The following is a 14,125-nucleotide window of genomic DNA, read 5'->3' as shown; positions in this document are numbered from 1 at the left end:
CTGATCGCCATCGGGTTTGGTGTGGCGCTGCCGCTGGATTACCTCCTGTCGGAGACCGGTGTGTTCCCAGCCGAATTCAGCGGCTTCGCCCGCTACGGCACCGCGGCCGTGGTGGCTCTGGGCATCCTCGCGTCGGTGGGTGAGTTCTACCGCAGGCGCAGGAAGGTCGGTCTTCGCGGCTGGCTGCTGTCTTACGTCGGGCGGATGGCGTTGAGCTGCTATCTGCTGGAGAACGTTCTCGGCGTGCTGGCCCAGTACACGGTGGTCAGGCTGCAGTGGACACGGGGTGCCGTCGTCCTCTTAGACGGGACCGACGGCGGGGTCGAAGGCGCGCGCGTTGAGCATGCCGCCGTCGACGGCGAGCAAGTGCCCGGTGATCCAGCCGGCATGGTCGGAGAGCAGGAATGAGGTCGCGGCCGCGATATCGGCCGGGAGCCCGAGCCGGCCCATCGGGATCTGGCGCAACAGCGCGGCGCGCTGTTCCGGGGGCATATGCCGCGCCATATCGGTGTCGATGAACCCCGGAGCCACGGCGTTGACGCGGACTCTCGGGGCGAGCTCGGCACTCAGTTGCTTGGTGAGGAACGCCAAGCCGACCTTGACGGAGTTGTAGTAGCCGGTGTTCGGCGATGGTGAGAGCCCGCCAACCGAGGCGATGTTCACGACAGAGCCGCCGTTGGCTCCCATCCAGACCTGGTGGGTGAGCTTGGTCCACAGCAGCGGCGCCCACAGATCCACCTCCGCGAGCTTGGCGGCCATCCCCGCGTCGACTCCGATGGTCGGCCCCCATTGCGGATTCGCGGCCGCGTTGTTGACGAGGTAGTCGACACGCCCGTGGGAAGTGATCAAGTCCTCGATGACCTCGGTGGCGCGCTTCTCGTCGGCCGTGTGGCACAGGCGGGCGACGCACCGGGGACCAAGCGACGCTGCCGCGGAATCCAGCCCCTCCTGCTTGCGTCCGATGATGAGCACCGTCGCGCCTTGGTCGAGCAGCTCACGGGCGATGGCGAACCGATCCCCCGGGATCCGCCGGTGACGATCGCGACTCGACCCTCGTGGCTCACCTGCACGCCGGGCACCCTCTTCCTCTCGTGGTCACTTCGTTGCGGTGTCAGCCGGCCGAGATGCCCCCGTTGACGCTGATCACCTGACCGGTCACCTTGGCCGCGGCCTGGCTGGCCAGCCAGAGCACGGTCTCAGCGACGTCGTCGGCGTTCGGCACGCCGAGTTGGGCCTTGGCTTTGGCCTTCTCGAAGATATTGGCGCCGAAGTCCTCCGAGAGGAGGCGCTCGGCGGTGGGCGTCCCGGCGATGAGGCTGGGCGTCACGGTGTGGACGCGGATGCGGTGACGCTTCACCTCGAGGGCAAGGGTTCGGGAGAACATCGCGATGGCTGCCATCGCCCCGCCGGCCACGGACTCGCCGGGTGTCGGGACCTTCGCCGCGTCGGAGGCGATGTTGATGATGGTTCCGCCGGCGTCCTGCATGTACGCGAGGACCGCGCGGTTCATCTGCATGACCGGCAGGACCAGCCCCATGAGGACGCGCTCCAGCTCGTGAGGATCTTGGCTTTGCAGGGGCCCCAAGTGTCCCCTGGGTGCGACTGCCGAGACGAAGGTGTCGATACGCCCTCCGAGGAACTCTGCCGCCTCTGCCGCCAGCCGCGTCGAGTCGTGGGGGTCGCCCGCGTTGCCGGCTACGAAACGGACCTCCGCCCCTGCTGTGGCGACGCTGCGTTCGGCCTGGATGCCTCGCTCGGCGTTGCGACCCACCACGACGATTCGCTCCGCGCCGGCGGCGGCAAACCGGGTGGCTGCAGTGAGACCGACGCCGGAGGTGCCGCCACTGACGAGGACCCGGCACCCCTGGAACACACGCGAGGATGATCCTGGCGGCTTGGTGGACATCAGTCTCCTCAGGTTGACGATAAGGCGATGCGGAGATCTCGTCGGACTACGTGATCGGGGCGAACTGTGCGACGACGGCACCGTCGGCGCGGTCCTCGAAGACCAGGCGCACCCGCCGCCCGATCCACGCGTCCTCGGGGCCGGGGTTCAGGATGTTGGCCATCAGCTGGGGGCCGGCGTCCAGGCCGATGGTTGCCAGCACGTAGGGCAGTTCGGTGGCGTAGCCCTCGCTGGGCTGGAGGTGGACCCAGGAGAAGGACACGATCTCGCCTTCGCGGGGCGCCGGCGACCAGTCGAACGGTCCGGGCCGGATCGCGTGGATGGGCAGGAAAAACTCGCCGGTCTCGGCGTCGCGGGGCAGCAGGAATTCAACGTATCCTCGCCGACCATCTGCTACCGGGCCGCGACGCGTTCTGGGGCCAGATCGATCTCGACCTCACAAACGCGAACCTGGTCGACTTCAACCTGGGCAACTGCCGGATGCGCAATGTCCGCTTCGGTGGTGCGACGTTCATCGGGGACGCTGCGTTCGGCGGTGCGACATTCACTGGAGACGCACGGTTCGGCGGCGCGACGTTCACCGGAAACGCTCGGTTCGGCGTGGCAACGTTCGCGGGCACTGCCCAGTTCGGCGGAGCGAGCTTCATCGGAGATGCTCGGTTCGGTGTTGCGAAATTCTTGCGTGCCGCCTCATTCGGTTCGGCGACGTTCGCTGGAAGTGCTCAGTTCGGTGATGCGGCCTTCGCCGAAAACGCGCAGTTCGGTGGTGCCGTCTTCGCGGGCGATGCACAGTTCAAGAGCGCGACGTTCGATAGCAACGCCGGATTCGCTGACGTTACCTTCAATCTTCGGGCCGGGTTCCGTGCGGCTCTGTTTGGTGGTGAGGCCAGGTTCCGCGACAGCATCTTCGGGGGAGATGCTGCGTTCATCGGGGCGGCCTTCGCCGGCGACGCTTGTTTCAGACACGCGACGTTCAGCGGCGGATCCGCATTCGATGAGGTGACTTTCGCGCATCGGGCCAGGTTCGGCGGTGCGGCGTTCGCCGGTGGCGCGGGGTTCGACCGGACGACTTTCACGGCCTACGCGGGGTTCGGTCGCGCGACGTTCGTGGGCGACGCTCGGTTCGGCGGAGCGGCGTTCGGTCGCGGCGCCGGGTTCGGCAGCGCGACGTTCGCTGGGGACGCGTGGTTCGATCGGACGGGCTTCACGGGCCGAGCGGAGTTCGGCAACGTGACGTTCGCGGGTGACGCCCGATTCGATAGTGCGGCGTTCAACGACGGCGCCCTGTTCGACGCCGCGACGTTCGACGGCGAGGCCCGCTTCGAGGGCACGAAGCTGAGTGGTGGTGACCTCACGTTCGACCCGTGGCGGAGACGGAAGAACTCTGACCTGCAGGACAACGCCCGCCCAGCAGGTGACGGTTCCCATCCGTAGCGGCTGACCGTCGTCGTTATTGCGGTCGTCCGACCATTACGCCGCTTTGATGCCGCCGGCGCACACGTTGTGCCCGCGGGATCAGCCGTACGGCACCGAAACCGTCAAAATGGTACCGAGCTTGGCGATGCGTTCGAGACGGCTCGCTGGCTCATGCCGAGCCGGCCCGTTGCCGCCGAAGCGCCCGTTCCTCGGCGCCGTCTACGAAGGCGCGAACCGCGTCGAGGTCCAGTTCCATCTGCCTCCTTCCACAATCCGGCATCGGCGGCCCCGCCCTCAGCGGTGGGCACGCTCTCGGTGCTCACGTGCGCTACCGGGCGTCATACCCCGTACTGCTCCGCGCCGGAGGTGGCTGCCTGCACGGCTCGGCGCGTCCAGCGACGGCGCAGTCGAAGCCCTCCATAGGAGAGCCCGCAGCCGCCGAGCACGCTGACGGCCAGTGCACGGGCAATGGCGTTGTCCGCTGCCTCCCGCACAGGCGGGCCCAGCGCGCCGGTGATCGCGCAGACGATCGTCACCACGGCGATCAGTACCATAGCCAGCGCAATCAGCGTGTCCCGGCGGATCTTGTCGTTGTGAACCCAGCCGTCGACGACGTTGCTCCACGGCGCCACCGGAGCCGCGCGCGCCCGAGGGCGCGCCGGCTCACTGCCGGTGGCCGACGACCCCAGAATGGGGGGCTGGGCCCTGGCGATGTCGAGCCGGCGGCGAACCCGCTCCTCGCTGTTGTCCATGTTCTGGGATGTAGGCGCGAAATGCCTGGTCAGCCCACGAAAGACTTTCCGCGAAAAGTCGTGGGGTTGTCGGAAGCGGGGGGCCTAAAAGGTCGTTTACGTGGTCCGCACGATCCGACGGAGGAGCGATCGGGGTGGTGGCCTCGTAGACGAGCCCTGATCGGGGTCGTCTCTACAACGAGGAGATGCAGGTGCCGGAGGCCGGGCAGTCCGCAGGCGGTCAGCCGCCGCGGCGCTCGAGCGCACGCCTACAACCCAAGGTACATCCAACCGACCTGTTCGCCTTCATGGGAGAGGTTCTGGAGCAGTTCGACGCCGACGCTGAGACCACTAACGAGGAGACGCGGGAGGCCGACCGTGCGAAAGCCCGCCTGGCGCGCCTCGGCGATGACGCCGAGCTCTACCAACGCCTCGCCAAGCAGAACTTCACCGGGATCGAGTACGAGCTGTTCCGCGCCGAGTTGGCTGCCTACGCGCTGCCGGTTCTGCGTTCCTTTATCCGGCGCAAGATGATCTACCCGATGTGTCAGCGAGCTCGGCGCCCGGCGAGCGCGACCGACATGGTCCGCGAGCACCTGGCCCGCGATGTCGATGATCGGCTGGAGCTGGCGTGCGAGACCGTCGCCCGCGGCCTACGGCTGTTCGAGCGCTACGCCCTGCACGGCGGGAGCTGGTCACCGGAGCGCGGCGCGTCTTTGAAGACGTTCTTCGTCGGCGCGTGCGTGCGTAGCTTCTCCGTCGCCTTCAAGTGCTGGGCCGCTGAGCACGACCATCCCGACGTCCGCGCGGTGACATTGGACGCTGCCGACGACCACGGCACCGGCCACGACCCGGCCGACGAGGTCGTGGGCATGGAGCTGGTCAAGGATCACCTCGACGGGATGAAGCCTGTAGCCCGCGACCTGGCCGCGCGGGTGACGCTATTCGGCGAGACCTTCGAGGAGGCTGGCCAGCCGCATGGTCTTTCCGCACGTGCGGTCGAAGGCCACTTCTACCGGCATCGCAGGGAAGCCCAGCGCCGTGCCGAGAAGAAGCGAGGTGGAATATGAGCGACGAGCCTGACCAGGGCGACGACGTCGACGAGCGGCGCCGTCTCCAAGCGACCGTGCTCCACCTCGTCCCGGTGGTCGAACTACTGGCCGAACAGGGTGCCGGCTCCTGGATCGGCGCGCTCGAGGTGGAGGCCGTGCGCGCGCTGCGCGACCAGCTCGTCCACGGAGGAGCTGAGCGGCCACGGCCGTTCGACCTCGCACAGGCCGTAGAGTCGGTGACCGGGCTCCTCAAGCTGATCGAGCGGTCGTCACTTGGCACCCCGGCCTCACATCGGATCCGCCGTCTCAGCTCGGCCCGCGATGTCGCCGCGATCCTCGCCCGGGCCGAGGAACTTGACGACCGCGATAGTGCGAATACGCAGCCTGCGGCGGTCCCGGTGCCGTCGACCGAACTCGACACCGTCGAGCAGATCGCGATCTCCGTCGGTGCGGAACGAGGTGCCGTGCCCGTCGCTGACGAACTTGCGGTGGAGATGAGCTGGCTCAACACGGTGGTCGGAAGTAAGCGTATGGCCACTATCGGTGCGCCTTTGCCTTCGCATTCTTCAGTCCGGGTCGCCACCACAGACCTCTGGTTGGACAGTGCCCACGTCCAAGATCCCGAGGCCCACGAAGACGGTTTGCTCCGCGACCTCGCCACGCTGCGCCGTGACGCGGGCATGGGCACACCACAGCTGCGCGGCAAGCTCGGGCCGCTCCTGTATGGCTGGTGCGGCATCCACCGGACCGCGGACGACCGTGAAGCACGCCGCGAGGTGCGTAACGCAATTTCCGCCGCCATCGCGAAGTTTCCGGCCGACGAGCGTCTGGCGGTCACCGTCGCGTTGGGCATCGCCCCCGGAACGCAGCACGTATTGCTCAACGAGCGTATCGGCGTCCTCGCAGACCAGTTGCGCATCTCCGAACGTACTGCCCGGCGCCGGATCGACCGGTCTTTCGCTCGCCTGGCCGCCGAGATCGAAGCCGGAACGCGACGCAGCGGCGATGCGCCTGATCCGGGCCGCGGCTGGTCCGTCCAGCGGCTCAAGGTGCTTGTGCGGCTGGATGTCCCCCAGCCGGAGCTGATCGAAGAACGGCAGATCGTCGCGACCCGCGACGGCCTGCGCCGGATCTCCGCGATGTTCACTGTTCCTCGCGCCGAAGACGGCCGTGATGTCGAGCGGCAAGTGGTCGCTGACGCGCTGCACGGCGCCCGGATCACCGACATCGAGCTGGAAGGGAATCGACACTTCCGCTGGCTGCTTGACCTGCCGCGGCCCCTCGCGTGCGGAGAATCTCACACCTTCTCGATGGCCTACCGGATCCGTGACGATCTGCCTATCCGCCCGACGTACACGTTCGTTCCGTTGGTGCCGTGCGAGTCGTTCAGCGTGCGAATCCGCTTCGATCGCCGGAACCCGCCGTCGGTGGTGTGGCGGGTCGACGGGGTGTCGCCCTCGGTGCTTAGCGAGCCCCCACAGCCAGGAACGCCGCTAGCGGTCGATAGTGCGGGCGAGGTGGCGGAGGACTTCTCCGGGCTGCGGCTGGGCAACGCCTACGGACTGCGATGGCTGCTCTGACGTGGGCTGACATAAGTCCGGTTATCGGCAGTTCGCTCGGGCTTATGCGTCAACCAGTTGAGGGGGAGCGCTGGCCGTCTACGGCCAGGTGCGGACATCTTGCCTGAAGCTGGACTGGGCCGATTCACTCGGCGATGTCCGTGGCTGGGCTGTTGTCTTCATCCACGTTTTGCCGCTCTAGCCTGCGTCTTTCATGCGATGTGATGTAGATCAGGGTCTGAAAATGGAGGGAGTGCCTGTCCTGTAAGGGAAACTTGGGCTTGCGACGGTCCAAGATTCACCAGGCAGGAAGGCACTCCCTTGGTGCAGAGTAGCAAGGCGTCATCGGTGCGGGTCAGCGCGGACGGTGAGGGGCTGGTGTCGCGGGCGGGGGTGGCGTTGCTGCGGGAGCTGACGATCAGCACGGGCCTGGGAACCGGCTGGTCGGAGGCACTTCTGGACACCTATGACGGGACGCCGGTCCACCTGCCCGGCCGCGTCCTGGCCGACCTGGCGGTGATGATCGCTGACGGTGGTGACGCGCTGGCGCACCTGGCGACACTGCGGGACCAGGACAAACTCTTCGGCGCGGTGGCCAGCGACGCCACCGCGTGGCGGGTGCTGGACCGGGTCGACGACGAGCACCTGGTCCGCCTGCAGACGGTCCGCACGTCAGCCCGGGAACAGGCCTGGGCCGCCGGAGCAGGTCCCGACCTGGCGGCTGGGTTGACGATCGACATCGACGCGACGATCAGCATCGCGCACAGCGAGAAAGAGAACGCGGCGAAAACATGGAAGAAGACCTTCGGGTTCCATCCGCTGCTGGCCTACCTCGACCGGCCGGATATCTCCGGCGGGGAAGCACTCGCCGGGATCCTGCGACCCGGCAAAGCCGGGTCCAACACTGCCGCCGACCACGTCAAGGTCCTCACGATGGCACTGGCCGCGCTCCCCGCCTGCGCCCGGCCCGACCCCGATGATCCCGACGCGCCGCGGGTGCAGGTCCGGACCGACGCCGCCGGCGCGACCCACGCCTTCGCCGCGGCGGTGCGAGCGGCGGGATGCGGGTTCTCGATGGGGTTCCCGATCAGCACCGAGGTCCAGGCCGCGGTCCTCGCCGTCCCTGACCATGCGTGGGTCCCGGCCTACGACATCGATGGCGGGCCCCGGGAGGGGGCGTGGGTCGCGGAGATCACCGGCATGCTCGAGTTGACGAAGTGGCCGGACGGTTCGCGGGTGTTCCTGCGCCGGGAACGCCCCCATCCTGGTGCGCAGTTGCGGTTCACCGACGCCGACGGGCACCGGTTCACCGCGTTCATCACCGACACCGCAGGCGGGCAACTCGCCGACCTCGAAGTCCACCACCGCTGCCACGCCCGGGTCGAAGATCGGATCCGTTGCGGCAAAACCACCGGGCTACGGAACTTTCCCTGCCGCGGCTACCCGGAGAACAAAGCCTGGCTGGAACTCGCCCTCACCGCCGCCGACCTGCTCACCTGGACCCAGGCGTTGTGTTTCACCGGTGACCTCACCCGAGCCGAACCGGCGACCTTCCGCTACCGCATCTGCGCCATCGCCGCCAAACTGACCCGCACCGCGCGGGTCACCACCCTGCACCTGGACCAGGACTGGCCCTGGGCACAGCACCTCGCCACCGCCTTCACCCGGCTCCGCGCAGCTCGCTGGCCCGGCTGAAACCCTGCTCCTGCCCCTACAACCAAGGACCTCGGACCCGCCCGCCGACGCGACAGCCGGCCCACAACCCTGCCCCCACCACGGTTTCCAGCCAAAACCCCGGCTACGACACGAACCCCCACCGAACGCCACAGCCCCATGCAAGATCGAGGCTAGCAGGCGTTCACCGCCGAGCCTCGGTAAGGGAAGCTCAGAGCTTGACCAGCAGGCGGGGGCGGTTCGGTCGAGTTCTGCCCGCCAGTTTGAATGCGGCGAAGAAGACGAGTTCGATCAACCAAAACACGCCCAGCCACACCAGAATCACCACGGCTGGAACGAAGACGAAGGCTGCGGCGGGAAGGGCAATCAGCAGCCAGATGACTCTTTCGCGCCGCGTTGCGCCGCTGAGTCCGGAGCCGGCCCGGACTCCCGCCCACATGAGCCATCTCCGCAGGAACGCCACATCGAGGTCCGCCATCGACTCCCTGAAAATTCGATCTGCCTCGACCCGCTTCACCTCATGGCTCCGGTGTCAACGGTCATTGGGAACTCCGGGCGGGCGGACAGCTGGTCTGCGGGCTGGCGGACAGTACTTGTCCGGGCTGATGGACAGCGGTTCTCCGGATCTTGGTTAGGTCAAGGGGACCACCCCCTTGCCCGCGATGGCTTCGGCGAGGCGGTGGCTGTCGCCTTTGGTGGTGACCAGGTGGGCGTGGTGCAGTAGCCGGTCGACGGTGGCCGTGGCGAGGGTTTTCGGCATGATCGAGTCGAACCCGCTGGGATGGATGTTGCTGGTCACCGCGATCGAGCGGCGTTCGTAGGCGGCGTCGATGATCCGGTAGAACGCCTCGGCGGCGTCCTGCCCGGCGGGCAGCATCCCGATGTCGACGACGATGAGGTCGCAGCCGCAGATCCGGGAGATCGTGCGGGCCACCGAGCCGTCGACCTTGGCTTTGCCGACCGCGGCGGTCAAGGTTTCCAGGGTGAACCAGGACACCCGCATGTCGTTCTCGATCGCCGAGTGCGCGAGGGCTTCCACGAAGTGCGACTTCCCGGTGCCCGACGGCCCCGCGACGGCCAGGTTCTCTTGTCTTCCAATCCATTCCAATGTGGACAGTGAGTTCTGGGTAGCCTCGGAGATCGAGGATTCCTCGGCGCGCCAGGAGGAGAACGTCTTGCCGGTGGGGAAGTTCGCGGTCTTGCGCCGCATCCGCCGGGTCGCGGCGCCGCGGCCGGTGACCTCCTCGCCGAGCAGGACGCGCAGCACCTCGGCGGGATCCCAGCGTTGCGCCCGCGCGGTGGCCAGGACGTCGGGTGCGGCTTTGCGCAGGTAGGGCAGCCGCATCCGGCGCAGCACCAGGTCCAGTTCCTCAGGCAGGGCGGGGGCTTTGGGGCTGCTCACTGGCCGAACACCTCCCAGCCGCTGGTGCCCGGTTGCGCGGAGTGGGCCTCATCGGCCACCACCACGTCACTCGGCGGCCCGGAGGAGGTCAGGTGGTCCAGGATCGAGGCGAGGTCGTCCTCGGCGAACCGGCCCGCGATCGCCGCCAGCCCCAGCGCGTCGTCGACCCGGCCGGCATCCAGGATCGCCGCCAGTTCCACCGCGCGGGCCATCTTGACCCGGATCCGGGTCACCCCGGTCGCAGCGGCTTCGACCAGCCACCGGCGAGCACCCTCGCCGAGGGCGAGGAACGCGACCTCCTCCGGAGTGCGTGCCCTGACCTTCGGCGGGCGAGGCAGATTCCCGCCCGGATGGTGCGGGTAGTGCGCGTCGTCGATGCGCGGAGAACCCGGAGTGGACAGCACATGCCGGGCGATCTCGGTCAGCCCGGCGGTGGTGTCGCCGACGATGACCAGCTCGTCGCCGGTGACGCGGGCCCAGACCTTGCTGCCCTGGTGCCCGTCGGGGGTGGAGTAGCGCACCGACCCGAACCGGATCGTCTGGTCATCGTCGACCAGGCGCTCCTCGCCGAGGGCGATCGCGTGCGGTTCGGCGGGCAGGACGTGCAGATGCTGCAGTTCGGTGGCCAGCCGGACATCCGGAGCGGCCCCGGTCTCGCGGTGGGTGCGGGCGTTGACCCGCTCGCACCACTCGACACACGCGTCCGCCAGGTCGGCGAACGTCGAGTAGGCGGGCAGCAGGTTCGCCGTGGTGGGCACCAGGTCCGCCTTGGCGATCTTGACGGTGTGCTCGGCGCCGCCCTTGGACTCGGGGTCGAACGGCTCACACGTTTCGACTTTGCAGCCGTAATACCGGCCCGCGGCGACGATCTCAGGGTGACGTACCGGCACCCCGGCGACCCGGTCCATCGTCACCGTCCGGGGGTTGTCGGTCAGCAGATATGTTGGTGCGCCACCGATCCGACGCAACGTGGCATCCACACAGGACACCAGAGTGCCCAAGGTCTGGTCCCATGCGGGCAGCACCACGCGGAAGCGCGACCACGACAGCCACGCGCAGAACAACTGCGTGCGCCGCCCGCCGACTCGAGGGCCCTCACCCCAGTCGAACTGCATCCACATCCCCGGCTCCGGGGTCCACGGCCGGTACTTGCGGCGGTGGCCGGCCTTCCACGCTGCTTTCGCCTCGGCGACCGCGCGTCGGGTTGTGCGGTCGGTGCCGGTGAACCCCATCGCGACCAGCCGCTGATGCACCACATCGGCGCGGACCCGGCCCTGGGAGTTCGCCACCAGTTCCTCGATCTTGCCCAGGAACGGGTCGATCCCACGAGCCCGCCGCGCCGGGGTGAACGGGTCACCACCCGCGTCGCGGATCGCGACATAACGGGCGACGGTCTTCTCATCCACCCCCGCCAGCTCCGCTGCCGAGTGCGCACAGCGTGTCAAATCGAACGCTTCCAAGATGTCCATGATTTCCCTGTCAGACTTGGTCAAGGGACTCCTCCGGCCGCACGGGCGGGCAACTGATCAGCAACCAGAGCCAACCCCGCCGGAGGGGTCCCTACCTGCATTGATGTCAGGCGTGTCCCGGAGATCTCATGTCCATCGACCCGGAGATTTCATGTCCGCCCACCCGGACCGAACTGTCCGCCCACCCGGATTTTTTCATGTCCGCTGGCATCCGGCAGAGGTGGTCATGGAGGACGGCAGACTTCGTGTATCTCCCGTAGCGGGGGATGAGCCAGACCAGAAATCTCGGCACGGATGCGAAGTCTGACCGGGAGCCGTCCGGCACCGTAAAGTTCTTGTACTTCATCGCCTTCGTGACGATCCACTCTTCGCCGACGGCGTTTGCCTGGCGCACCGCCAGGGTCGCGTCGACGAAGGCTGTGTACTGCGCTGGTGACGACAGTCCCGCAGGATCCGGAGATATCGACATGGCAACCTCCTTCAATGAAGAGTCGGTCGCCTCCTAACCGGCATTATCGGATCTGCCTTTTGGTTAGCGATCCGTGACTAAAATGGCGCTTCAAGCGCTACCTGACCACGCCGGGGCATGCCTGGCGATTGGCGCCATGTCAACAGCTCTGTGGCGAGCCTTTTTCTGCAACGATCGAAGTCGGTGCGTAACGATGGGCTTGCTGCAACGACTAGGGGTGACGGATGTCGGGAGGTGATGATGCCCAGCCGGTTGCGGCGCGAAGAAGCGCGTCTTCTTGCGGCGGATCGAGCTGCCCTCGCCTCTGCGCGCTCAGGCGTTCGCGCGGTCGGCAAGTCGCTGCGCAACTACGACACCTCGAGGAGTGGCGTGCCAACCCTTCAGGCGTCCGTGACGGTTTTTGACCAGCAATCCCTGCTCGGTCAGGGCTTTACCGCTGCGGCTTATTTGAGCTTCATGCGTCTCGAGCGTGGTGACGATCTCGGCGCTCGTGATGTGCGGCTGGTCGTGCACGAGGATCAGCATGCGCGCAGCCCACGAATTCGGGTCGAGAGCGTCGACGACTTCGTTCTGGCGGGCGCGGTCAAGGCCGGCGCGAGCTACTTCCGCCAACGTGACGACTGCAGCTTCGAGCCGGGCGGTGGGGCCCTCGGGATCGAGTCGCAGGACGGCCTCGCGCAGGATCTCGACCGCGGCGTGCAGGTTCGGCGTGTCGGCCAGAAGTGCTGCATCCACGATCCACCGGCTTACCGCCGAAGCCCAGCGGTCTACCGTCGCCTGCTCGCCGAGAACTTTGCCGTCCCCGGTCTCCTCTTTGAGCCGGGATGCCCAGACATCGAGTCCGCGCTCAAGGCCGGTCGTAGCCCGCTCGCCAACGGCCCTCACGGCCGCTTGCGAGCGACTCGTGGCCGCCTGGACCTGCGTCGCTCTCGTCCAAGTCACCATGTTCCCCGCCTCCATAATCAAGGAAGTGTTAAGTATGGATCCCGCTGATGCATTCGTCAACCTCTATGACTCACTGTGCTGGGTTGACGCCGATCTGCTAACCGCGTGGTCCGAGACCGAGGAAGTACAAGAGATCGCCGGCCGTGTGCGCCTGGAGGTCGAAGTGACCAACGTGCTCGGATCGTGGTGGATGCCGCCCAATCTGAGCGACAAATCACAGCTCTTCGGCGTGCTCCTCGGCCTCGATCTGGCTCTGCTGCACGCGAGCAAGCAGCTCGGTTACCTCGGGTCCGGGGTGCTCGATGATCTCATGGTCCGTCTGACCCAGACCGGACGGCTGAACGATCAGACAAGTGGGTTGCTATTGTTCAGGAGGACTTCATGGTTGCGTCCCAACGAGGACCGCGAATACCTCGACGGTTTCCTCAATCTGCTGCGGGTGCCACCGCCGCTCAGCACTGACGTGCACATCGAGTTCGTGCCCGAAGCCTACGATTTGCCCGATCGAGAAGCCCTTCACAAACCGGGCGATCTCGACCCGCCTCCTCCCGTCACCGTGGCGCAGTTGCCCTTCCTCGCCGAGCGGGACGATGTGGAATGGACGCTGACGGAGACTGGTCGCCAAGGGTTCTACACCGTGGGGCCAGCTAGCGAGCGGCTTCGGCCTCGCGTTCGCGACGCGTTGGACGCCTTGGATAGCAGTGGTGCGGCGATCGGCTTTCTCCCGGAAGCCAGCCTGGATGACGAGCTGCTCATGGTGTGGCGTGAGCTGCTGAAGAACACTCCGCGTCCGGACAAGAGCTCCCTCACGTGGTTGCTGCTCGGTTCGGGGCCGGTACTGAGTGTGGGATCACAGCCGCACACTGACCGGTTGACGAACCGCGCGGTAGTACTGCATCGCAACGGCCGGGATCGCCCGCTTCTGATCCAGGACAAGGCATCAGGGTTTTGTTTTACGACCCAGAAGCAGGAGGACTTCAAGCTCGACCTGGGGTGCAAACGAGACGAGCGGATCCCGCACAGTCGAGCGGTCGCGTTGCTGGAGTCGCGATCCGGACGTTTTGGTGTCCAGATCTGCGAAGATTTGAATCGGCTGGAGCATCAGCAGTACGTCGTCGCCGCCGGCGTCACCCATCTCCTGGTGCCAGTTCTCGCCGGCGCCATGTGGCCGGGTGGATGGCAAGCGAATGCCGGGCAACAGCTGGCGCTCGCCACCGGTTCAAAGATCGCGGTGGGGAACAGTTTGGTGCTCGAACGGTTCTTCGAGGACAAGTCGGCTCCGACGTTGCTGACCATCGGAGGGCCGGCGAGTCCGCCGTCGGAGTACTTGTCCACCGACGACCTGGTGCGTGGCTACCCGAATCCCGTCGCGACAGTAAGTGAGGCGAGTGAGGCGATTGATGACGCACTGACAGCAAGGGTTGCCGATTGGTGACCGCGCCGCAGAAGGGGTGACGGGGCCGGTGATTTAGAGGACCTTGAGCCTGCTCGCCGCTCTCACA

The 14,125-nt window shown here is 66.9% G+C and carries 15 protein-coding genes; 6 read left to right on the top strand and 9 right to left on the bottom strand.

The window, feature by feature from the left end; genetic code table 11:
- Positions 1-408 (top strand): DUF418 domain-containing protein, encoded by a 408-nt coding sequence (locus A3CE_RS54965; RefSeq protein ID WP_483756908.1) that lies wholly within the window; start codon positions 1-3, stop codon positions 406-408.
- Here A3CE_RS54965 and A3CE_RS50665 read toward each other — a convergent pair.
- The 3 genes from A3CE_RS50665 to A3CE_RS50660 all read right to left on the bottom strand — a co-directional run bounded on the left by A3CE_RS50665 (position 301) and on the right by A3CE_RS50660 (position 2,219).
- Complete coding sequence (locus A3CE_RS50665) at positions 301-1,005, bottom strand: SDR family oxidoreductase (protein ID WP_260473763.1); 705 nt, start codon at positions 1,003-1,005, stop codon at positions 301-303. The two genes, A3CE_RS54965 and A3CE_RS50665, sit on opposite strands and share 108 nt — an antisense overlap.
- 106 nt (positions 1,006-1,111) lie before the next feature.
- Positions 1,112-1,906, bottom strand: coding sequence for an SDR family NAD(P)-dependent oxidoreductase (locus A3CE_RS0109345; protein WP_026468313.1), 795 nt, complete (start codon positions 1,904-1,906; stop codon positions 1,112-1,114).
- A gap of 46 nt (positions 1,907-1,952) precedes the next feature.
- Positions 1,953-2,219: a Zn-ribbon domain-containing OB-fold protein gene (locus tag A3CE_RS50660; protein WP_260473764.1), complete on the bottom strand. Its 267-nt coding sequence runs from the start codon at positions 2,217-2,219 to the stop codon at positions 1,953-1,955.
- A 167-nt stretch (positions 2,220-2,386) separates the two neighbouring features.
- Here A3CE_RS50660 and A3CE_RS53410 point away from each other — a divergent pair, with 167 nt between their 5' ends.
- Entirely contained in the window at positions 2,387-3,340 is a 954-nt protein-coding gene (locus A3CE_RS53410; protein WP_020639811.1) for a pentapeptide repeat-containing protein, read from the top strand.
- Between the two features lie 320 nt (positions 3,341-3,660).
- On the opposite strand, the gene A3CE_RS0109330 is transcribed toward A3CE_RS53410, so the two are convergent.
- The gene (locus A3CE_RS0109330; protein WP_020639810.1) at positions 3,661-4,074 is read right to left on the bottom strand and encodes a hypothetical protein; all 414 of its coding nucleotides are present in this window, start codon (positions 4,072-4,074) and stop codon (positions 3,661-3,663) included.
- Between the two features lie 185 nt (positions 4,075-4,259).
- On the opposite strand from A3CE_RS0109330, the gene A3CE_RS0109325 reads away from it, so the two are divergent.
- The 3 genes from A3CE_RS0109325 (at position 4,260) to A3CE_RS0109315 (ending at position 8,359) form a co-directional block, all read left to right on the top strand.
- The gene (locus A3CE_RS0109325; protein WP_125591769.1) at positions 4,260-5,123 is read left to right on the top strand and encodes a hypothetical protein; all 864 of its coding nucleotides are present in this window, start codon (positions 4,260-4,262) and stop codon (positions 5,121-5,123) included.
- Positions 5,120-6,685: a hypothetical protein gene (locus tag A3CE_RS58480; protein WP_020639808.1), complete on the top strand. Its 1,566-nt coding sequence runs from the start codon at positions 5,120-5,122 to the stop codon at positions 6,683-6,685. Before A3CE_RS0109325 ends, A3CE_RS58480 begins: the two co-directional genes overlap by 4 nt.
- Positions 6,686-6,985: 300 nt before the next feature.
- Positions 6,986-8,359, top strand: a complete 1,374-nt coding sequence (locus tag A3CE_RS0109315) for an IS1380 family transposase (RefSeq protein WP_020639723.1) — start codon at positions 6,986-6,988, stop codon at positions 8,357-8,359.
- Positions 8,360-8,549: 190 nt separating this feature from the next.
- On the opposite strand, the gene A3CE_RS50650 is transcribed toward A3CE_RS0109315, so the two are convergent.
- The 5 genes from A3CE_RS50650 to A3CE_RS0109290 form a co-directional block, all read right to left on the bottom strand.
- A complete protein-coding gene (locus A3CE_RS50650) occupies positions 8,550-8,855 on the bottom strand; it encodes a DUF1353 domain-containing protein (protein ID WP_020639807.1) in 306 nt (101 codons plus the stop codon).
- Between the two features lie 114 nt (positions 8,856-8,969).
- Complete coding sequence (gene istB / locus A3CE_RS0109305; protein WP_020638425.1) at positions 8,970-9,740, bottom strand: IS21-like element helper ATPase IstB; 771 nt, start codon at positions 9,738-9,740, stop codon at positions 8,970-8,972.
- The gene (gene istA, locus A3CE_RS0109300) at positions 9,737-11,209 is read right to left on the bottom strand and encodes an IS21 family transposase (protein ID WP_020638426.1); all 1,473 of its coding nucleotides are present in this window, start codon (positions 11,207-11,209) and stop codon (positions 9,737-9,739) included. Before istA ends, istB begins: the two co-directional genes overlap by 4 nt.
- Before the next feature lie 106 nt (positions 11,210-11,315).
- Positions 11,316-11,678, bottom strand: coding sequence for a DUF1353 domain-containing protein (locus tag A3CE_RS54960; RefSeq protein WP_084641430.1), 363 nt, complete (start codon positions 11,676-11,678; stop codon positions 11,316-11,318).
- A gap of 312 nt (positions 11,679-11,990) precedes the next feature.
- Positions 11,991-12,623 carry a MarR family transcriptional regulator gene (locus A3CE_RS0109290; RefSeq protein WP_245589472.1) on the bottom strand — a complete coding sequence of 211 codons (633 nt, stop codon included), beginning with the start codon at positions 12,621-12,623 and terminating at the stop codon, positions 11,991-11,993.
- A gap of 34 nt (positions 12,624-12,657) precedes the next feature.
- Between A3CE_RS0109290 and A3CE_RS0109285 the strand changes: the two genes are divergently transcribed.
- Positions 12,658-14,058, top strand: a complete 1,401-nt coding sequence (locus A3CE_RS0109285) for a hypothetical protein (protein WP_020639804.1) — start codon at positions 12,658-12,660, stop codon at positions 14,056-14,058.
- Positions 14,059-14,125 lie beyond the last annotated feature (67 nt).

This window comes from Amycolatopsis balhimycina FH 1894 (assembly GCF_000384295.1).
In the GTDB taxonomy this organism is placed as follows: Bacteria; Actinomycetota; Actinomycetes; order Mycobacteriales; family Pseudonocardiaceae; genus Amycolatopsis; species Amycolatopsis balhimycina.
Note: the sequence above shows the minus strand (reverse complement) of the source record. Positions and strands in the feature narration are given on the sequence as shown.